This is a genomic window from Microbacterium sp. 22195, assembly GCF_052056515.1.
In the GTDB taxonomy this organism is placed as follows: domain Bacteria; phylum Actinomycetota; class Actinomycetes; order Actinomycetales; family Microbacteriaceae; genus Microbacterium.
Genome location: NZ_JBQEPE010000001.1, coordinates 311,449 through 329,783 on the forward strand (window position 1 = coordinate 311,449; position 18,335 = coordinate 329,783).

The following is an 18,335-nucleotide window of genomic DNA, read 5'->3' on the forward strand; positions in this document are numbered from 1 at the left end:
GCGACTAGTTTAGAAGGGATGACCAGACCTCTCGTTCTCGCCGACGCCGACACCGCCCGCGACGTGCTGACCTTCTCCGGCCGCGCCTCGAAGGCAGGGGCCGACGGTGTCCGCCTGCAGGCGACGGGTGGCGTGCTCGCCGTCACCTCCGCCGCTCTCGCCCCGCAGGGGCTGTTCGACCAGACGCCCACGATTCTGGCGATGCGCATCGTGCACGCCGATCCCGAGCTGAGCTGCGACCTGGTCGTGGAATCGCTGACGGAGGGGCCGAATCCCGATGAGCTGGCGCTGCCGGACACGGCGCTGTCTCCGGCCTGGGCGGGCATCGCCCCACCGCGGGGCGGATGGGAGCATGTGGCCGATCTCTCGGCCGGGCTGATCGCGGAGCGCGCGCTGTGGGGGATCTCCGCCGTCGCGCACGGAAGCCCCGACGGCGCGGGCGAGGACGCCGTGCGGGCGCTCCGCGCCCGCGTCTGGGGCGAGCCCGACGAGGACCTGCGCGGTCTTCCACGTGGTGTCGCCTTCGCCGCGCACGCCTTCGGGTTCATCAGCGGCGCAGAGCAGGTGCGCGTCACGCGGTCCGGGCGATGGACTCGTCTCGCCTTCGCGCGGGGACACGTGCTCAGCCGTGGTCCGGCGGTGACAGGACTCACGGCGGTGCGGGAGACCGGTCACTGAACCGGACGGATCCTTGACCCCCGCGTTCGGGCCTGCGGAACGCGGCCCGTGCGAGCGAAGAGCAGCTCAGCGGCTCGCCGCGCGTCCCGCCTGACGCCCGGAGAACAGGCACCCGCCCAGGAACGTTCCCTCCAGCGCACGGTATCCGTGCACGCCGCCCCCGCCGAATCCGCTCGCCTCCCCGGCGGCGAACAGGCCGGGGATCGGCGTGCCGTCGGCGGCCAGGGCGCGCCCGTCCAGATCGGTCTGGATGCCGCCCAGGGATTTGCGGGTCAGCACGTGCAGCTTGACCGCGATCATGGGCCCGGCCGCAGGATCCTGCAGCCGGTGCGGGGAAGCGGTGCGGATCAGCTTGTCGCCGCGGTACGCCCGCATCGATCGCAGCATGGCGATCTGGGCATCCTTCGTGAAGTCGTTGCCGATCTCGCGGTCGCGCGCCAGGACCTCCTGGCGAGCCCGATCCACGTCCAGGGCCTCTCCTCCCGGCATCCGCTTCATCTGCGCCAGGAGGGACTCCAGATCGTTCTCGACGACGAAGTCGGCGCCCTCATCCAGGAACGACTGCACCGGACCGGTCGGGCCCTTCGCGAGGCGGGACTTCACCAGCAGCCTCACGTCCCTGCCGGTGAGGTCGGGGTTCTGCTCGCTCCCGGACAGGGCGAACTCCTTCTCCACGATCCCCCGCGAGGTGATGAACCAGGAGTGGTCGTGCCCGGTGGTGCGCAGGTGGGCGAGCGTGCCGAGCGTGTCGAACCCGGGGTACAGCGGCACGGGCAGGCGCGTGCCGGTCGCGTCCAGCCACAGCGACGAGGGGCCGGGGAGGATGCGGATGCCATGACTCGGCCACACCGGATCCCAGTTCTCGATGCCCTCCACGTAGTGCCACATCCGGTCGCCGTTGATCAGATGCGCCCCTGCCGCCTCGGAGACGGCGTGCATGGAGCCGTCGACGTAGGCGGGGACACCCGTGAGCATGTGCTCCGGAGGCGTGCCCAGCCGGTCCGGCCAGGCCGCGCGCACGAGATCGTGGTTGCCGCCGATGCCTCCGGACGCGACGATCACGGCTTCCGCGCGGATCTCGAACTCGCCGGAGCGCTCCCGCGACGAGGGGACGCCGCGCGCGGTCAGGTCGTCGGCGAGGATGTCGCCGCCTGCTCCCACCACGGCGCCGTCCTCCACGATCAGCCTCGCCACGCGGTGACGCGGAAGGATCGTCGCCCGCCCCTCGGCCTCGGCACGCTCCACGGCCGCGGCGAACGGTGCGACGATGCCGGGGCCGGTGCCCCAGGTGATGTGGAAGCGCGGCACGGAGTTGCCCGGTCCGATCGCACCGCTGCCTCCCCGCTCCGCCCAGCCCACGACGGGGAAGAAGCCGACACCGCGTTCGCGCAGCCAGCTGCGTTTCTCACCGGCGGCGAACTCCAGGTAGGCGGACGCCCAGCGGCGCGGCCACTCGTCCTCCGGCCGATCGAACCCGGCATTGCCGAACCAGTCCTGGGTGGCGAGCTCGAGGGAGTCACGGATGCCGAGCCGCCGCTGTTCTGGGGAGTCGACGAGGAACAGCCCGCCGAAGGACCACCAGGCCTGTCCGCCCAGATTCGAGCGCGGCTCCTGGTCGATGACGGTCACCCGTCTGCCGGCCTCCAGCGCTTCTGCGGCGGCGACCAGGCCGGACAGGCCCCAGCCGATGACGAGCACGTCCGTGTCGTGGGTGCGGGATGCCATGGCGACTCCTTCGTCGTCGGTGAGGGCGGGATCAGGAGGTCAGTCCGAGATCGGGACGGCGCTCCTGCGTGGGGCCGATCGTCGTCGGAGGGGGTTCGGGGGAGTCCTCGAAGGTGTTCACGAGCGAGTGCGCGGCGCGCTGCAGGTAGTCCCAGAACGTCGCGTCGTGCAGGGGTGAGAGCTGCGCCTCGTCGAGGGCGGTGCGCATGTGCGCGAGCCAGCGGTCACGGGCATCCGGGTTGACGTGGAACGGCACGTGCCGCATCCGCAGCCGCGGGTGTCCGCGGCGTTCGCTGTACGTGCCCGGCCCTCCCCAGTACTGCTCCAGGAACATCGTCAGACGCTCGGTGGCGGGGCCGAGGTCCTCCTCCGGGTACATCGGACGCATGACCGGATCCACTGCCACCTCGCGGTAGAACACCTCGACGATGCGCTGGAAGGTGGCGTGACCGCCGATCTCGTCGTAGAACGTCACTTGGCGTCGCCTTCCTTGTCGCCGGTCTTCTTGCGCCGCCAGACTCCGCGCTCGGCGACCGGGGGCACACCCGTGATCGCGTTCGGGCGGGTCTTGGGCGGGTTGGCGCCGCGTACGCGGCGCGCACCCTCCAGTCCGGAGAGGGTGACGGATGCCAGGCTGGGCACCAGCACGTCCTTCTCGGTCAGAGCCTGGCGCAGACGCGCCCTCAGCTCCTGCGCGACGTCGTCCATGGCATTGGCGCGGGTCTTCATGACCACGCGCACGACCAGCGCGTCACCGGTGACGGACTCCAGACCCCAGACCTCCGGGCGCTCGATGATGCGCGTGCGCCACTTCGGGTCCTTGGCGAGTCCCTGCGCGGTCTCCAGCATCGTGGATTCGACGAGCTCGAGATCCGCATCCGGCTGCACGCCGAGATCGATGATCGCGCGCGCCCAGCCCTGCGACATGTTGCCGATGCGCGTCACCTCGCCGTTGCGCACGTACCAGAGCGTGCCGTTCACGTCGCGCACCTGCGTGATGCGCACGCTGACGTACTCGACCACACCGGATGCCAGGCCCAGATCCACGACGTCGCCGATGCCGATCTGATCCTCGGCGACCAGGAAGAGGCCGTTCAGCACGTCCTTGACGATGTTCTGCGCGCCGAAGCCGAGGCCCGCACCCACGGCGGCGGTGAGGAGCGTCAGAGAGCCGAGCAGTGAAGGACTCAGCTGGTTGACCGTCAGCACGATCGCCACGACCACCAGGATCACGTTGACGATGTTCTGGAGGATGGTGCCGAGCGTGCGCGTGCGCTGCACCAGCCGCATGTCCGCGAGGGGCGAGCGCTCCAGCGCCTGGGTGTCGTCGACCCTGGCCTTGCTCTTGGCGCTGTCCACGATGCGCTTGACGATCCGACGGATGACGAGGCGGAGGACGAACGCCGCGGCCACGCAGGACGCGATGATGACCGCCACCCAGATCGCGTTCACGCCGACGGCACCCAGCACTTGCAGGGTCTGCTCCCAGAAGTTGAGGGGGTCTTCGGCGGCTGCGGCTGCGAGGTGGAGATTCATCATCTCGATGTTACCGAGAAGGCCTCGGCGCACACTGGGTGCGCCGAGGCCTTCTCGCAGAGTGGTCCGTGCGGATCAGTCCTCGGCGTCCCGGGACTGCGCGGCCAGAGCCCGCTCGACGTCGGCGAGGTTCTCGTGCACCAGGCGGCGCAGCGCGGGAGACGCGTCCTGATGGGACGACAGCCACGCGCGGGTCGCGTCGCGCAGCTCCACGCTGGCCAGCGACCGCGGGTACAGGCCCACGACCAGGTAGTCGGCGATCTGGTAGGTGCGACCTTCCCAGATGGGCACGAGCATGTCGAAGTACTTCGGGATGAAGTCGCCGAGCACCTCGACGCCCGAGGGGTGCACGAAGCCGAGCGCCGCCGAGCGGACGATCGTGTTCGGAAGGTCGGCATTGTCGATCAGCGACGACCAGGCCGCCTGCTTCGCCTCCGCCGTCGGCAGCGCGGCGCGTGCCTGCGCGGCGAACTCGGCGCCCTTGGACGTGTTGTCGGCGGCCAGTGCGGCGTCGATCGCGGCGGCATCCGTCGCGCCGATCGCTGCCAGGCCGTTCAGCAGCTGCCACGACAGGTCGGCGTCGATGTCCAGACCCGGCAGGGTCTCCTCGCCGGAGCGCAGTCGCCCGACGACGCCGGCGTGCTCGGGGGTGACCAGCGTGTTCGCGAACGCCGTCACCAGCTGGAGCTGGCTGTCGCTGCCGGACTCCGCCTGCTGCGCGAGCGCCCAGAGGCCGTCGGCGACCTTCTCCCGCGCCGCTGTGCGGTTCTCGGGGGTGACGTAGCTGGAGGCGGCCAGCAGCAGCTGTGAGAGCGTGGTGCGCACCGTGGTCGACTCGGTCTCGCGGCCGATGTTGCCGAGCACGAGGTCGATGTAGGCGGATGCCGGGCTCTCGGCGTCGCGGGTCTGATCCCAGGCAGCGCCCCAGACGAGCGAGCGAGCCAGCGGATCGCTGATGTCGGAGAGGTGCTCGATCGCGGTGGCCAGGGAGCGGTCGTCGAGTCGGATCTTCGCGTACGCGAGGTCCTTGTCGTTCAGGAGCACCATGTCGGGGCGCTGCAGGCCCTGCAGCTCCGGGATCTCGGTGCGGTCGCCGTCGATGTCGACCTCCACGTAGTGCGTGCGCACCAGCGCCTCGCCGTCGAGGTTGTAGAAGCCGATGCCCAGACGGTGCGGGCGGATCGTCGGGTAGTCGGCGGGAGCGGTCTGCGTGACGGCGAAACGGGTGATGACCCCGGCTGCGTCCTCGGCGATGACCGGCGCGAGCGTGTTGACGCCCGCGGTCTCCAGCCACTTCTTCGCCCAGGTGCTCAGCTCACGGCCGCTGGTGGCCTCGAGCTCGGTGAGCAGGTCGCTGAGCTCGGTGTTGCCCCAGGAGTGCTTCTGGAAGTACTGCGAGACACCGGCGAAGAACGCCTCGATGCCCACCCAGGCGGCGAGCTGCTTGAGCACCGACCCGCCCTTGGCATAGGTGATGCCGTCGAAGTTGACCTGAACGTCCTGCAGGTCGTTGATCTCGGCGACGATCGGATGCGTGGAGGGCAGCTGGTCCTGGCGGTAGGCCCAGGTCTTCTCCATGGCGGCGAAGGTCGTCCACGCCTCGGTCCACTCGGTGGCCTCGGCCGTGGCGATGGTGGACGCCCACTCGGCGAACGACTCGTTCAGCCACAGGTCGTTCCACCACTTCATGGTGACCAGATCGCCGAACCACATGTGCGCGAGCTCGTGCAGGATCGTGACGACGCGGCGCTCCTTGACGGCATCCGTCACCTTGCTGCGGAACACGTAGGTCTCGGTGAACGTGACCGCGCCTGCGTTCTCCATGGCGCCGGCGTTGAACTCCGGCACGAAGAGCTGGTCGTACTTGGCGAACGGATAGGGCACGCCGAACTTCGACTCGAAGTACGCGAAGCCCTCACGGGTCTTGTCGAAGATGTAGTCGGCGTCCAGGTGCGCCCACAGGCTCTTGCGGCCGTACACGCCGAGCGGGATGACCCGGCCAGAAGCGCTGGTGAGCTCGGAGAAGGTGGCCTCGTACGGACCCGCGATCAGGGCCGTGATGTAGGAGGAGATCCGCGGGGTGGGCTCGAAGCCCCAGGTCGCGGTCTGCTGGGTGCCGGAGTCCGTCGAGGCGTCGTGCACGATCGGCTCGGGGGTCGGCGAGTTCGACACGACCTTCCACGCGGCGGGCGCGGTGACCGTGAACTGGAACGTGGCCTTCAGATCGGGCTGCTCGAACACCGCGAACATGCGCCGCGAGTCGGGCACTTCGAACTGCGAGTAGAGGTAGACCTCGCCGTCGACGGGGTCGACGAAGCGGTGCAGGCCCTCACCGGTGTTGGTGTACAGGCAGTCGGCGTCGACGATGAGCACGTTCTCGGCCTGCAGGCCGCTCAGCGCGATGCGCGAGTCGGCGAAGGCCTCGCTCGGGTCGATCTGCTCGCCGTTGAGCGAGATCTCCCGTACCTCCTTCGCGATCAGATCGATGAAGGTCGCGCCGCCGGGGGTGGCGGTGAAGCGCACGACGCTGCGCGATCCGAACACCTCCGCGCCCTTGGTCAGGTCGAGCGAGACCTGGTAGGACTGCGTGTCGATGACGGCGCGGCGCTCCTGCGCTTCGGTACGGGTGAGGTTCTCTCCAGGCACAGCTGTTTCTCCCAGTGGTGAGGGGGTGTCGTCCCTCGTCGGCACTGCTGGCGCCGACGGCAACCCTGACAGCCTACGCCAGGCGACGTGTCGGGCAAGCGACTCCGCGCTGGCTCATAGCCGGGAGTGGAAGGATGGAGGGCGTGATCCCTGAAGCAACGGATGTCGTTCTGCACGCCTCTTCCGCAGCATCCGGGGGTGAACCGTTCATCGAGCAGCCGGTCGCGTACGACGCGATCCTCCTCGCCGGATTCGGCGGACCCGAGGGGCAGGACGAGGTCATCCCGTTCCTGCGCAACGTGACCCGCGGACGGGGCATCCCCGACGAGCGCCTCGAGGAGGTCGCGCACCACTACCGTCACTTCGGCGGGGTCAGCCCGATCAACGGACAGAACCGCGCGCTGAAGGCCGCGCTCGAGGCCGAGCTGGAGGCGCGCTCGATCGACCTGCCCGTGTACTGGGGCAATCGCAACTGGGCGCCGTATCTGGAGGACGCCGTGGCGGAGGCCGCCGGGAACGGCGACACCACGCTCCTGGCGTTCGCGACCAGCGCGTACAGCTCCTTCTCCAGCTGCCGGCAGTACCGCGAGGACTTCGCGCGCGTACTGGACGGCACGGAGTACGACGGGGTGGTCACCATCGACAAGATCCGGCCGTTCTACGACCACCCAGGTTTCGTTCAGGCGTTCGTCGAGGGCGTGCATGACGCCGTCGCCGCGTTCCTCGCCGAGGGCGTCCCCGCGGACGCCGTGCAGGTGCTGTTCTCCACGCACAGCATCCCGACGGCGGATGCCGAGCGCTCCGGCCCCCGCGACATCGACTTCGGCCCGGGCGGCGCCTACGCCGCGCAGCACGAGTCCGTCGCCGCCTGGGTGATGGATCGGGTCGCGCGGTTGCTGCCGGCCGCGGCGGACGTGCACTGGGAGCTCGTCTACCAGTCCCGCTCCGGCCCCGCCTCGCAGCCCTGGCTCGAGCCCGACGTGTGCGACGTGATCGGCGAGCTGGCCGGGCGCGGCAGGGAGGCCGTGGCGGTCGTGCCGGTCGGATTCATGAGCGACCACATGGAGGTGCTCTGGGATCTGGACACCGAGGCGAAGGAGGCCGCCGAGCAGGCCGGCCTGCGATTCACGCGGACACCCACGCCGGGAGTGTCGCCGGCGTTCGTCGCCGGCATCGTCGACCTCATCCAGGAGCGCCTGGAGGGACGCCCGAACGCCGATCGCGCGCGGGTGGCCTCGGTGGGCGGTTCGTTCGACGTCTGCCGTCCCGGATGCTGCGAGAACGTGCGCGCCGGATTCAAGCCGGCCGCCGCCGGCATCCTGCCCTGAGCGGGACGGACCGGAAAGTAGGATGGGCGCCATGCGCATCCACATCGCCACCGATCACGCCGGTCTCGACTTCTCCACCCGCCTGCAGGAGCATCTGCGCTCCGCAGGGCACGACGTGACCGATCACGGACCGGTGGAGTACGACGCGCTCGACGACTATCCGGCGTTCTGCATCCGTGCCGCGCAGGCCGTGATCGCCGACCAGACCGCGGGCGTCGAGGCGCTGGGCGTGGTGTTCGGGGGCTCGGGCAACGGCGAGCAGATCGCCGCGAACAAGGTGCAGGGCATCCGCGCGGCGCTGGTGTGGAACACCTCCACCGCGGAGCTCGCCCGCGAGCACAACGACGCCAACGTCATCTCGATCGGCGCGCGCCAGCACACCTTCGACGAGGTCACCTCGTTCATCGACACGTTCATCGGCACGCCGTTCTCGGGCGAGGAGCGCCACGCGCGGCGCATCGCCCAGATCGCCGACTTCGAGCGGGACGGATCGCTCCTCCCGGACCCGCGCGCCTGACATGCCCGAGGGTCATTCCGTCCACCGCATCGCGCGCCAGTTCGCCCGCAACTTCGTCGGACTTCCGGTGCACGCCTCCAGTCCGCAGGGCCGCTTCGCCGAGGGCGCCGCCGTGCTCGAGGGTCGCGAGATGCTGCAGGCGATGGCGGTGGGCAAGCAGATGTTCCTCGAGTTCGAGGGCGACACCTGGCTGAGGGTCCATCTCGGGCTCTACGGCGCGTGGGACTTCGCCGGGGAGATCCTGGTCGACCCCACCATCGCGTCCGCCAACGGACGGATGGGGCAGACCAATCAGCGCGGCACCGATCTGGACGGCGTGATCCTCGATGACGCGGGGGAGAACTCGCTCACCTCGATCGGCGCTCCGCGGAAGACCCGCGTGCGCGTGCGCATGTCGGAGCAGACCAAGGGGCTCGCCGATGAGGACGCCGAGTGGCCGCCGCCGGTGGTCGGCCAGGTGCGGCTGCGCCTGCTGACGGATGCCACGTGCGCCGACCTGCGCGGTCCCACCGCGTGCGCGCTGCAGACGCCGGACGAGATGCTGGCCACGGTCGCGAAGCTGGGCCCTGACCCGCTCGTGGGCGATCCCGCCGAGGGCGAGGAGCGGTTCGTCCGCATCGTGCGGCGCAAGCCCACGGCCATCGCGCTGCTGCTGATGGATCAGGCGGTCGTCAGCGGGATCGGCAACGTGTACCGCGCCGAGATGCTGTTCCGCGCGCGCCTCAACCCGCACACTCCGGGACGTGACGTACCGGAGGAGGTCGTGCGGCAGCTGTGGCGCGACTGGGTGCGGCTGCTCGCGATCGGCGTCGAGACCGGCCAGATGATGACCATGGACGACCTGTCGCCCGAGCAGTACCGGGCAGCCATGGCCAGCCGCGACGACCGGCACTGGGTGTACCACCGCGCCGGCCTGCCGTGCCGGGTGTGCGGGACGGAGATCGCGCTCGAGGAGCTCGGTGCCCGCAAGCTGTACTGGTGCCCGTTCTGCCAGCGCTGACCAGCCCGGTCTGATCGAGCGCCACGCCGGCATATTGGAACCTGAGTGCGGGCTGTGAATAGGATGGCCGAATCCCTTCGCAACGACGCACGACAGGAGAAGTCATGGACCTATCCGGCCTGCAGGCCGTTCTGGAGAACGTCAGCTCGTGGATCTGGGGGCCGTGGGTCCTCATCCCACTGCTCCTCGGAACCGGGCTCTACCTCACGTTCCGCCTCGGTGGAATCCAGTTCCTCAAGCTCGGCGCAGCCCTGCGGCTGGGCCTGTTCACCCGCAAGGACCCCGGTTCCGACGGTGACATCTCGCAGTTCCAGGCGCTGACCACGGCGCTGGCGGCGACGGTGGGCACCGGCAATATCGTCGGCGTGGCGACCGCCATCGGCATCGGCGGGCCCGGCGCCCTGTTCTGGATGTGGGTCACCGGCCTGCTGGGCATGGCGTCGAAGTACTCGGAGGCGTTCCTGGGGGTGCGCTTCCGCACCACCGATGCCGCGGGCGAGAAGTCCGGCGGTCCGCAGTACTACCTCGAGCGCGGCATCAAGAACGGGTTCGGCAAGTTCCTCGCGATCTTCTTCGCGATCTCCGCCGTGATCGCCTGCTTCGGCATCGGCAACATGACCCAGGGCAACTCGATCTCCGCGAACCTCGAGAACAGCTTCAACGTGCCCACCTGGGTCACCGGCATCGTGCTGACCGTCTTCGCGCTGCTCGTGCTGGTCGGCGGCATCAAGTCGATCGGCCGTGTCACGGCCGGACTCGTCCCGGTCATGATCATCTTCTACGTGCTCGGTGCGATCTACATCCTGATCGCCAACATCGCCGGCGTACCGGCCGCCTTCGCGCAGATCTTCAGCGAGGCCTTCACCGGCACCAGTGCCGTGGGCGGCTTTGCGGGCTCGCTCATCATCGTCGCCGTGCAGATGGGTGTCGCCCGCGGCATCTTCTCCAACGAGTCCGGCATGGGTTCGGCCGCGATCGCGGCGGCTGCGGCCAAGACCAGTCACCCGGTCCGTCAGGGGCTCGTGTCGATGACGCAGACCTTCATCGACACGATCATCGTCGTCACCTGCACCGGTCTGGTGATCATCACCACCGGAACGTGGAACAAGGTCGACGAGGCGACGGGCGAGCAGATCAGTCCCGCACTGATGACCGGCGAGGCGTTCTCGCACGGACTGCCGGGTGAATGGGGCCACTACATCGTGACGATCGGCCTGGTGCTGTTCGCGGGCTCCACGATCCTCGGCTGGTCGTACTACGGAGAGCGCAGCCTGGAGAGGCTGGTCGGGGTGAAGGCGATCATGCCCTACCGGATCATCTTCTCGCTGGTGGTGTTCATCGGCTGCACGACCGAGCTGGGCGTGGTGTGGGCGTTCTCCGACGTGATGAACGGACTGATGGCGCTGCCGAACCTGATCGGCCTGCTGGTGCTCTCGGGCCTGGTGGCGCGCGAGACCAAGAAGTACCTGACGAACGATCCCAAGCTCACGGCCACGACCGACGAGGTCAACGCCTTCATGGCGGGCGACGCGGGCTTCGAGGACTGGAAGACCCAGGCGGTCCCCGTCGTCAGGACGAGGTAGCCGCGGTGGGGGGGGGGGGGGGTGGGGGGGCCACCCCCCCCCCCCCGCCGCACGGGTCCTAATCTGGAACCATGCGCCAGAATCCGAGCTTCGCCATGACCGACATCGCCGAGCTGCGGAGGGTCATCTCGCAGAGCCCCTGGGCGACGCTGGTCGCGACCGGCGACGACGGACTGGTCGCATCGCACTACCCGGTGCTGCTGGACCCCGAGCGCGACGACCTCACGGTGGTCGGTCACGTCGGCAAGCCCGATGACCAGGTGCTGCACCTGGGGGAGCGGGAGCTGCTGCTGATCTTCCAGGGTCCCCACGGGTACATCTCGCCGAGCTGGTACGGCGACGTGCGCGCGGTGCCGACCTGGAACTACACGGCGGTGCACCTGACCGGCATCCCGGAGCTCGTCGACACCCAGGAGAACCTGAGGATCCTGGACGATCTCGTCACGCATTTCGAGCGGAGGCTGCCGCAGCCGCGCATGATGTGGCAGGCGCCGAACACCCAGGAGTTCGTGAACGCCCTGGAGATGGGCACGGTCGGATTCCGGATGACTCCCACGCGGGTCTCGGCGAAGCGCAAGCTGAGCCAGAACAAGCCGGACAGCATCGTGGAGAGCGTGATCGCCGAGCTCGACGGCAGCGGTGAGTACGCGCATCCGGCCCTGGCGGCGGAGATGCGCCGTGCGCACGAGGCACGTCTGGCGCACCGCGGATGAGCGCCGATCTGCTGATCCGGTCGGTGCGCCTCGCCGGCCCGGGGCGCGAACTGCTGCCCTTCAGTTCGCCGGAGGGCGACGATCCCGTCGACATCCTGGTCGCAGGCGGGGTGATCGCCGACATCGCGCCCGCCGGCAACCTGCGTGCCGCAGCGGAGACGCTGGACGGCGATGGCAGCTGGGTCGTGCCCGGGCTGTGGGACCACCACGTGCACACCGTACAATGGGCGCTCGACGCCCAGCGCGTGCCGCTCGGCGGAGCGACGAGCGCGGCCGAGGCGGCTCGGATGCTGTCGGGCGTCGCGCCCCTGCCGGACGGGCGGATCGTCGGCGCGGGGTTCCGTGACGGACTGTGGCCCGACCGACCCGCGCGTGCCCTTCTCGACAGCGTGACCGGCGAGCTGCCGGCGTATCTCATCAACGCCGACGTGCACAGCGTGTGGCTGAACTCCGCGGCGCTGCGACTCGAGGGATTCGACGGGGCGGACGACGACGGTGTGCTCCGCGAGGAGGACGCCTTCGAGATCTCGCGCAGGCTGAACGCCGCGGATGCAGCGACCGCCGACGCCGCCGTGCGGGCGGCCGCCGAACGCGCGGCGTCGCGGGGCGTCACCGGCATGGTCGACTTCGACATGGCCTGGAACGCCGAGGCGTGGCGGCGCAGAGCGGATGCCGGGTTCGACACCCACCGGGTCGAGTTCGCCTTCTACCAGGACGGTCTGCAGCGGGCCGTCGACGAGGGACTGCGCAGCGGCGAGGAGCTGACCGGCACCGGCGGGCTGGTGCACGTCGGCCCGCTCAAGCTCATCACCGACGGCTCGCTGGGCACGCGCACAGCGGCGTGCTCCCAGCCGTACGCGGACGACCCTGGCAACTTCGGCGTACTGACCGTCGAGCCGGACGAGCTGCGCGAACTGCTCATGCGCGCCACGGCATCCGCGATCGAGGTGGCGGTGCACGCCATCGGCGACCGTGCGGTGGCATCCGCGCTGGACGCCTTCACATACACGCAGGCACGCGGGACCATCGAGCATGCGCAGCTGGTTCGGCACGCGGATCTCGCGCGCTTCGCGCGGCTGGGCGTCGCGGCGAGTGTGCAGCCGGCGCATGCCGTGGACGATCGCGACCTCGCCGACGACCTGTGGCGCGAGCAGCAGGCGATCGCCTATCCGCTGGCCTCGCTGATGAAGGCGGGTGTGCCGCTGCGCTTCGGGTCCGATGCCCCCGTCGCCGTCCTCGATCCGTGGGCGACGATCGCCGCCGCGGTGTTCCGCACCGACGATGAGCGCGCGCCCTGGCATCCCGAGGAGCGCGTGTCCGTCGACGCGGCGCTGCGCGCGAGCGGACGCCACGGAGACGCGATGATCTCGCTGGGAGCGGTGGCCGACCTCGCTCTGTGCGGGGTGGATCCGCGCACCGCCGATCGTCAGCAGCTGGCGGCGATGCCGGTCGCCGCCACGGTCCTCGGCGGCAGGATCACGCACCGCGCCTGAACGCAGAAGGGGTGCCGGAGCTCGCGCCCCGGCACCCCTTCTGCTGCGCTCGGTCAGGCCGCGATGTGCGACACGAGGAACCAGCGGTCCTTCTCGAGGCCGCGCTGGATCTCGATCGCGACGTCCTGGCTGGTGAGGTCGACGGCATCGAGACCGTCGACGGCCGCCTTCACGTCGGCGATGATCGCGTCGATGTCCGAGATGATCGCGCGGACGAGCTCGTCGGACTGTGCGAAGCCTGCGGGAACTGCGGTGGCGCCGGCCTTCTCGGCGACCGTGCCGATGCGCGAGTCGATCGGCAGGCCGAGGGCGACGATGCGCTCCGCGGCGGTGTCGGCGAAGTCGCCGGCGTGGGCCACGATGGTGTCGAGCAGCTCGTGGACGCCCACGAAGTTCGCGCCGCGGACGTGCCAGTGCGCCTGCTTGCCGTTGACGGTCAGGGCCTCGAGTCCGAGGACCACGGGGGAGAGGAACTGAGCGGCGGCGGCTGCCACAGTCGGGTCGACGGCGGTGGTGGGAACGGTCTGTGCCTTGCTCATGAGGTCCTCCGGATGCGTTGTGAAACGAGCTTGATGTCGTCAACGCTACTCATCGGAGAACATTCCGCAACCAAGCGAAGGCAACGCTTACCCGCTCGTTCTGCCGCGTGATTCCGCGGTTCTGAGGGTAGTCTCACCTACATGAGCATCGCAGCCACGGCATCCGTCCTCGCCCTCTCCGACCGTGCCCCGCAGTTTGCGGAGGACTCCTTCGTGGCGGACGGGGCCCGCATCGTCGGGGCCGTCACCCTGGGGTCGCGCGCGAGCGTCTGGTACAACGCCGTGCTGCGCGGGGACTCCGCCCCGATCGTGGTCGGCGCGGACAGCAACGTGCAGGACAACGTGTCCGTGCATGTCGACAGCGGACATGGCGTGCAGATCGGCGAACGCGTCTCGATCGGCCACAACGCCGTCGTGCACGGCTGCACGATCGGCGACGGGTCGCTCATCGGGATGGGCGCGGTCGTGCTCAGCGGTGCGGTGATCGGCCGCGGATGCCTGGTCGCAGGCGGTGCGGTGGTGCTCGGCGGAACCGAGGTGCCGGACGGCTCGCTGGTCGCCGGCGTCCCTGCGAAGGTGCGCCGCGCACTGACCGATGAGGAGCGCCAGGGCCTCATCGACAACGCCGAGATCTACCTCGGTCACATCGACACGCATGCGGCGGCTGATTCCCGCCGCCCGTCGTGAGCGGCATACGACGTGCCGTGCGGTCCGAGCACGGGGACGGGGAGACGCCGTCGGAGAGTCCGCGGGGCGGACAGGGCGCGTTCGTCGTGCGGCGGGTCGCCCGGGGATTCTTCCGGACGTCCGCACCCGATGCGGCCGCCGGTCTGACCTTCTACGCGGTCCTCGCCCTCATCCCGGCTCTGGTGGCCGCGTTCTCGCTGATCGGCATGGTCGGGAGCAGAGGGGACGGCGTGCGAGCCGTGCTCGACGTCGCGAAGGACGTGCTGGCCCCTTCCGCGCTCGTCGGCATCGGCCGTGCGCTGGAGAAGGTGGCGTCGCTCGGCGGATCCGGCTGGGTGCTCGTGCTCTCGCTGCTCCTCGCGCTCTGGTCGGTCGCGCGCTACGTGACGGCGCTCGGTCGGGCCATCAACCGGATCTACGGCGTGCCGGAGGGGCGGGTGCTGTGGAAGGCGAAGCCGATCCACCTGCTGGTCACGCTCGCGGTGTTCGCGCTGGTGGCGCTGGCCGCCGTGATCGCGGGCCTCAGCCGGCCGCTCGCCGAGGCCCTGGGGCGGGCGCTCGGTGCCGGGGAGGTGGCGCTGAGCATCTGGGCGGTGGCCCGCTGGCCGGTGCTGGTCCTGGTGATCGTCCTGGTGATCGCCGTGCTGTACTACTTCGCGCCGAACATCGCCCATGCGCACTTCCGCCTGGTCAGCATCGGCGCTGCGGTGGCAGTGCTGGTCTTCGCGCTGACGTCGTTCGGGTTCGAGTACTACGTCGCCACTCTGGCGCACTACGACTGGATCTACGGGTCGTTCGCCGGGATCGTCATCTTCCTCGTGTGGCTGTGGATCGGCAACATGGCGCTCCTGCTGGGCGCGCTGGTCGACGCCGAGCTCGAGCGACTCCGCGAGCTCCGTGCCGGGCACCCCGCGGAGCGCGAGCTGCAGGTGGAGCTGCGTGACACCACCCGGATGGAGCGGAACGCCGAGAACGACCTGCGGGACGAGCGCGAGGCCCGACGATTCCGGCGTTCACGACGCTGACATCCCTGAGGGCGATGCGCGTGGTGCGGCACCGGTAGGCTGTTGCTCTACGGGGCGGTGGCCAAGCTGGTGAAGGCAGTGGGCTCATAACCCAACGATCGCGGGTTCAAGTCCCGCCCGCCCTACCGACATCGTCCGCTCTCATCGGCGTGCGCACGCGGTGCAGAGGGGACGATCCATCGCCGCGGGCGACCGCTTCGCGGTCCCCTACGATGGCGACATGGGCTGGGAGGGGAGGGCCATGCGACCGCCGATCGAGATCCGCATGACGAGACGGTTCTGGTTCGTCGGAGCGCTCGTGGCGGCGATGACTCTCACGGGCTGCTCGTCACCCGTCGACGTCTCCGCGGCCGAGCGCGCGACGTCGGCCACGTGCGAGTCGCTGGAGCCGCTCCCCGGCGTGAGCACGGCGTCGTGCGTCGTCGATGACGGCGGGTTCGATGCCGGGATCAGGCGGAGGACGGCGGTCGAGCTCGAGAGCGGGGCCACGGCCGAGCAGGCCCGGGCGATCGTCGCCGCCTGGCTGTCGTCAGAGCCCGGCGGCGCGGAGGAGTACGCGATCCAGGGCTCGCGTGCGACGCCCTTGCAGCTGACGGTCTCCGGACGCAGCGGGGCCTCGTTCTCCGTCGCTCCCGGCGCAGCCGCCCCGAGCGCTGCGTTCGTGCAGGAGTGGCTGGGACGCGCGACCGGGGGAGTGCCGATCGTCGCATCCGTCGCCGACTCCCACCGGATCTCCATCGCCGAGGACGGTCTCTCCCCGTCGGCGCAGGCGACGCTCGTCGACGAGTTCGGGATGCGCACGAGGACCGACGGTCTCGTGCTGGAGATCGGCAGCGGCTCCTCTGCGACGAACAGCGCCAGCTCCGTCGAGGCACCTGTACCGGCCACGCTGCACGAGGCGCTGGTGCGGTTCGAGGCGGTCTACCAGGCCCTGTCGAATGACGATCCGGCCCGCGAGCTCGCCTTCACCATGGACGTGAATCCCGGGCGACCACCGATGCTCCGCCTCCGGGTCCCGTCCGACCTGGTTCCGGCCGGCTCTCCGGGCCAGCCCATCACCCGGACACCAGGCTGGCCGACGATCCGCGCGATCCTCGAAGCCGCCGCGCCGGGCGGTGCGGACTACGGTCTGACGATCGCCGGTCGCCCGGGCGATGTGATCGGCGGCATCAGCACGTCCGGCTGCGCTCCGGATGTGCCTGGGCCCCGCCCCCGGTACGACGATGAGTTGCAGGCCGAGTGGGCGGTCATCCACGGGGCCTCTGCGTCAGGCGTCTGCGACTGAAGCCCCTGGCCCCGGTGCCCGAGGTGGACTGACCGCGCCTCAGCGCTGCTGCTCCTGGTCCGGCGCGTCGTCCTCCTGGCCTCCGTCGGCTGCTGCGTCGACCTGATCGGGGCTCCGACCGCCGTCCGTGTCGGTCTGCGGGCCTCCGATCACGCCGATCCCGACGGCCTGGTGGTCAGGTTCCGGATCGTTCCGCGGGGGAGCCTTGGGCTCTTCGTCGGGCTCCTTCTCCGTGCTCGGCTCCTCCAGCTGGTCCGTGCTGGGCTGCTGATCGTCTGCAGGTCCCTGAGTCGTGTCTGTCATGAGGGCGAGTGTCGCGCGGAGGAGACCGACGCGACAAGCGCCTTGACAGGACGTGCTCGGCCACTCCGTCAGGTGTCGCCGACGAGGCGGGCGAGCGTCTCCGCATCGTGCGGCGCGTGGCCCTGTGCGTCGTTGTCGAAGTAGACGAACACGTCGCGGCCCTCGGGAGCGGCGGAAAGGCGCCGGCAGGTGTCGGCCCACGCCCGCAGCTCGGGCTCGGTGTACCCGCTCGCGTACAGTTCGGCCGACCCGTGCAGTCTCAGATAGGCGAAGTCTGCCGTCGCCGCCTCGAACCTCGGCCAGCGTCCAGCGGTGTCGGTGGTGGCGAGCGCGATGCCGTGCGCGGTCAGGAGGGGAGGAAGCTCGGGATTCGCGAAGCTGAGCGAGCGCGGTTCGAGGGCATGTCTGAGCGGACGATCCTCGTCGATGTCCAGCCGCGCGCGGCCCTCGACCCGGTCGTCATGATCGCGGGCGAGCTCCAGCGCCTCGGCGGTCGTTCGGGGCAGCTGCGCGAGGAAGCCCTCGATCAGTGCGCGGTCGAACTCCTGTCGCTCAGGCAGCTGCCAGAGGATCGGTCCCAGGCGGTCCCCGAGCGCCAGCACCCCTGAGGCGAAGAAGTTCGCGAGTGCGGTGCGCGGCTCGCGCAGGCGCAGCATGTGCGTGATGTACCGGGAGCCCTTCACCGCGAACACGAAGCCCTCGGGGACGCTGTCCCGCCAGCGCAGGTAGCTGGCCGGCCGCTGCAGCGAGTAGAAGCTGCCATTGAGCTCGACCGTCGAGAACCGCTCGCCGATGAAGCTCAGCTCCCGGCGCTGCGCGAGCCCGCGCGGATAGAAGTCGCCGCGCCACGAGGCGTACCGCCAGCCGGAGGTGCCCACGCGGACGCGACCCCCGACCCGAGCCGGCTCCGTGTCCGTGGTCGTCATCCGTTCTCCCTCCGCCATCTCGACACGCTAGGCGGATGGCGTGCGTCCCGCACCGGGGTTGACGCCACGCATCCGCATCCCCCTACCGCGGGAGACGACCAGGAGGGATCCTGGAGGTCAGGACGAGGGGAAGGAGCGCGCATGAACGGCAGGACGGACGACGAGCTCTCCGGCCAGGCCGCCGAAGGCGACCGGCTGGAGCAGGACAGGGACCACTGGGACGAGCCGGACGATCCGGAGCGGACCGCGTCACCGGCGCTCCCGGACGGCGTCGAGGCCGACCCCGCGGATGTCGCCGAGCAGTCCATCGACGTCCCGGAGGACGCCGAGGACGAGCGCGAGCCCTGAGAC

18 protein-coding genes and 1 tRNA gene are annotated in these 18,335 nt (G+C 70.1%); 12 read left to right on the forward strand and 7 right to left on the reverse strand.

All coding sequences use genetic code 11. The features are described from left to right. Window positions 1–18 precede the first annotated feature (18 nt). Window positions 19–678, forward strand: coding sequence for a hypothetical protein (locus ACTJJ4_RS01540; protein ID WP_440941728.1), 660 nt, complete (start codon window positions 19–21; stop codon window positions 676–678). 66 nt (window positions 679–744) lie between these two features. Here the strand turns inward: ACTJJ4_RS01540 and ACTJJ4_RS01545 are convergent, their stop codons facing one another. The 4 genes from ACTJJ4_RS01545 to pepN form a co-directional block, all read right to left on the reverse strand. Continuing rightward, window positions 745–2,403, reverse strand: coding sequence for an FAD-binding dehydrogenase (locus ACTJJ4_RS01545; RefSeq protein WP_440941729.1), 1,659 nt, complete (start codon window positions 2,401–2,403; stop codon window positions 745–747). 31 nt (window positions 2,404–2,434) lie between these two features. Next, window positions 2,435–2,920, reverse strand: coding sequence for a globin (locus ACTJJ4_RS01550; RefSeq protein WP_440942798.1), 486 nt, complete (start codon window positions 2,918–2,920; stop codon window positions 2,435–2,437). Next, window positions 2,875–3,939 carry a mechanosensitive ion channel family protein gene (locus ACTJJ4_RS01555; RefSeq protein ID WP_440941730.1) on the reverse strand — a complete coding sequence of 355 codons (1,065 nt, stop codon included), beginning with the start codon at window positions 3,937–3,939 and terminating at the stop codon, window positions 2,875–2,877. Before ACTJJ4_RS01555 ends, ACTJJ4_RS01550 begins: the two co-directional genes overlap by 46 nt. 75 nt (window positions 3,940–4,014) lie before the next feature. Next, entirely contained in the window at window positions 4,015–6,585 is a 2,571-nt protein-coding gene (gene pepN / locus ACTJJ4_RS01560) for an aminopeptidase N (RefSeq protein WP_440941731.1), read from the reverse strand. A gap of 134 nt (window positions 6,586–6,719) precedes the next feature. On the opposite strand from pepN, the gene ACTJJ4_RS01565 reads away from it, so the two are divergent. From ACTJJ4_RS01565 to ACTJJ4_RS01590, 6 genes are all read left to right on the forward strand, one after another. Then, the gene (locus ACTJJ4_RS01565; RefSeq protein ID WP_440941732.1) at window positions 6,720–7,913 is read left to right on the forward strand and encodes a ferrochelatase; all 1,194 of its coding nucleotides are present in this window, start codon (window positions 6,720–6,722) and stop codon (window positions 7,911–7,913) included. 31 nt (window positions 7,914–7,944) lie between these two features. Beyond that, window positions 7,945–8,430: a ribose-5-phosphate isomerase gene (locus ACTJJ4_RS01570; RefSeq protein ID WP_440941733.1), complete on the forward strand. Its 486-nt coding sequence runs from the start codon at window positions 7,945–7,947 to the stop codon at window positions 8,428–8,430. Window position 8,431: 1 nt separating this feature from the next. Further along, a complete protein-coding gene (locus ACTJJ4_RS01575) occupies window positions 8,432–9,430 on the forward strand; it encodes an Fpg/Nei family DNA glycosylase (protein WP_440941734.1) in 999 nt (332 codons plus the stop codon). A 104-nt stretch (window positions 9,431–9,534) separates the two neighbouring features. Next, window positions 9,535–11,013, forward strand: coding sequence for an alanine/glycine:cation symporter family protein (locus ACTJJ4_RS01580; RefSeq protein WP_440941735.1), 1,479 nt, complete (start codon window positions 9,535–9,537; stop codon window positions 11,011–11,013). Window positions 11,014–11,084: 71 nt separating this feature from the next. Continuing rightward, window positions 11,085–11,726, forward strand: a complete 642-nt coding sequence (locus ACTJJ4_RS01585; protein WP_440941736.1) for an FMN-binding negative transcriptional regulator — start codon at window positions 11,085–11,087, stop codon at window positions 11,724–11,726. Then, a complete protein-coding gene (locus tag ACTJJ4_RS01590; protein WP_440941737.1) occupies window positions 11,723–13,219 on the forward strand; it encodes an amidohydrolase in 1,497 nt (498 codons plus the stop codon). The genes ACTJJ4_RS01585 and ACTJJ4_RS01590 overlap by 4 nt, the downstream gene beginning before the upstream one ends. Before the next feature lie 53 nt (window positions 13,220–13,272). Here the strand turns inward: ACTJJ4_RS01590 and ACTJJ4_RS01595 are convergent, their stop codons facing one another. Continuing rightward, the gene (locus tag ACTJJ4_RS01595) at window positions 13,273–13,758 is read right to left on the reverse strand and encodes a Dps family protein (RefSeq protein WP_285630550.1); all 486 of its coding nucleotides are present in this window, start codon (window positions 13,756–13,758) and stop codon (window positions 13,273–13,275) included. 141 nt (window positions 13,759–13,899) lie between these two features. Between ACTJJ4_RS01595 and ACTJJ4_RS01600 the strand changes: the two genes are divergently transcribed. The 4 genes from ACTJJ4_RS01600 (at window position 13,900) to ACTJJ4_RS01615 (ending at window position 16,755) form a co-directional block, all read left to right on the forward strand. Continuing rightward, the gene (locus ACTJJ4_RS01600; RefSeq protein ID WP_440941738.1) at window positions 13,900–14,445 is read left to right on the forward strand and encodes a gamma carbonic anhydrase family protein; all 546 of its coding nucleotides are present in this window, start codon (window positions 13,900–13,902) and stop codon (window positions 14,443–14,445) included. A 17-nt stretch (window positions 14,446–14,462) separates the two neighbouring features. Next, window positions 14,463–15,470 (forward strand): YihY/virulence factor BrkB family protein, encoded by a 1,008-nt coding sequence (locus tag ACTJJ4_RS01605; protein WP_440941739.1) that lies wholly within the window; start codon window positions 14,463–14,465, stop codon window positions 15,468–15,470. 51 nt (window positions 15,471–15,521) lie between these two features. After that, window positions 15,522–15,595, forward strand: a tRNA-Ile gene (locus ACTJJ4_RS01610). Between the two features lie 116 nt (window positions 15,596–15,711). Continuing rightward, on the forward strand, window positions 15,712–16,755 hold the full coding sequence (locus ACTJJ4_RS01615) for a hypothetical protein (RefSeq protein WP_440941740.1): 1,044 nt from the start codon (window positions 15,712–15,714) through the stop codon (window positions 16,753–16,755). Window positions 16,756–16,794: 39 nt separating this feature from the next. Here ACTJJ4_RS01615 and ACTJJ4_RS01620 read toward each other — a convergent pair whose 3' ends face one another. Both ACTJJ4_RS01620 and ACTJJ4_RS01625 read right to left on the reverse strand, forming a co-directional pair. Then, window positions 16,795–17,058 (reverse strand): hypothetical protein, encoded by a 264-nt coding sequence (locus ACTJJ4_RS01620; protein WP_440941741.1) that lies wholly within the window; start codon window positions 17,056–17,058, stop codon window positions 16,795–16,797. A 68-nt stretch (window positions 17,059–17,126) separates the two neighbouring features. Continuing rightward, window positions 17,127–17,984 (reverse strand): DUF72 domain-containing protein, encoded by an 858-nt coding sequence (locus ACTJJ4_RS01625; RefSeq protein WP_440941742.1) that lies wholly within the window; start codon window positions 17,982–17,984, stop codon window positions 17,127–17,129. Between the two features lie 141 nt (window positions 17,985–18,125). Between ACTJJ4_RS01625 and ACTJJ4_RS01630 the strand changes: the two genes are divergently transcribed. Next, entirely contained in the window at window positions 18,126–18,332 is a 207-nt protein-coding gene (locus tag ACTJJ4_RS01630) for a hypothetical protein (protein WP_440941743.1), read from the forward strand. The last annotated feature ends 3 nt before the right edge of the window (window positions 18,333–18,335 follow it).

Coding starts and splice junctions, on each gene's coding strand:
- ACTJJ4_RS01540 (WP_440941728.1), top strand. CDS start 19: ATGACCAGACCTCTCGTTCTCGCCGACGCCGACACCGCCCGCGACGTG.
- ACTJJ4_RS01545 (WP_440941729.1), bottom strand. CDS start 2,403: ATGGCATCCCGCACCCACGACACGGACGTGCTCGTCATCGGCTGGGGC.
- ACTJJ4_RS01555 (WP_440941730.1), bottom strand. CDS start 3,939: ATGAATCTCCACCTCGCAGCCGCAGCCGCCGAAGACCCCCTCAACTTC.
- ACTJJ4_RS01565 (WP_440941732.1), top strand. CDS start 6,720: ATGGAGGGCGTGATCCCTGAAGCAACGGATGTCGTTCTGCACGCCTCT.
- ACTJJ4_RS01570 (WP_440941733.1), top strand. CDS start 7,945: ATGCGCATCCACATCGCCACCGATCACGCCGGTCTCGACTTCTCCACC.
- ACTJJ4_RS01575 (WP_440941734.1), top strand. CDS start 8,432: ATGCCCGAGGGTCATTCCGTCCACCGCATCGCGCGCCAGTTCGCCCGC.
- ACTJJ4_RS01580 (WP_440941735.1), top strand. CDS start 9,535: ATGGACCTATCCGGCCTGCAGGCCGTTCTGGAGAACGTCAGCTCGTGG.
- ACTJJ4_RS01585 (WP_440941736.1), top strand. CDS start 11,085: ATGCGCCAGAATCCGAGCTTCGCCATGACCGACATCGCCGAGCTGCGG.
- ACTJJ4_RS01590 (WP_440941737.1), top strand. CDS start 11,723: ATGAGCGCCGATCTGCTGATCCGGTCGGTGCGCCTCGCCGGCCCGGGG.
- ACTJJ4_RS01595 (WP_285630550.1), bottom strand. CDS start 13,758: ATGAGCAAGGCACAGACCGTTCCCACCACCGCCGTCGACCCGACTGTG.
- ACTJJ4_RS01600 (WP_440941738.1), top strand. CDS start 13,900: ATGAGCATCGCAGCCACGGCATCCGTCCTCGCCCTCTCCGACCGTGCC.
- ACTJJ4_RS01615 (WP_440941740.1), top strand. CDS start 15,712: ATGCGACCGCCGATCGAGATCCGCATGACGAGACGGTTCTGGTTCGTC.
- ACTJJ4_RS01620 (WP_440941741.1), bottom strand. CDS start 17,058: ATGACAGACACGACTCAGGGACCTGCAGACGATCAGCAGCCCAGCACG.
- ACTJJ4_RS01625 (WP_440941742.1), bottom strand. CDS start 17,984: ATGACGACCACGGACACGGAGCCGGCTCGGGTCGGGGGTCGCGTCCGC.
- ACTJJ4_RS01630 (WP_440941743.1), top strand. CDS start 18,126: ATGAACGGCAGGACGGACGACGAGCTCTCCGGCCAGGCCGCCGAAGGC.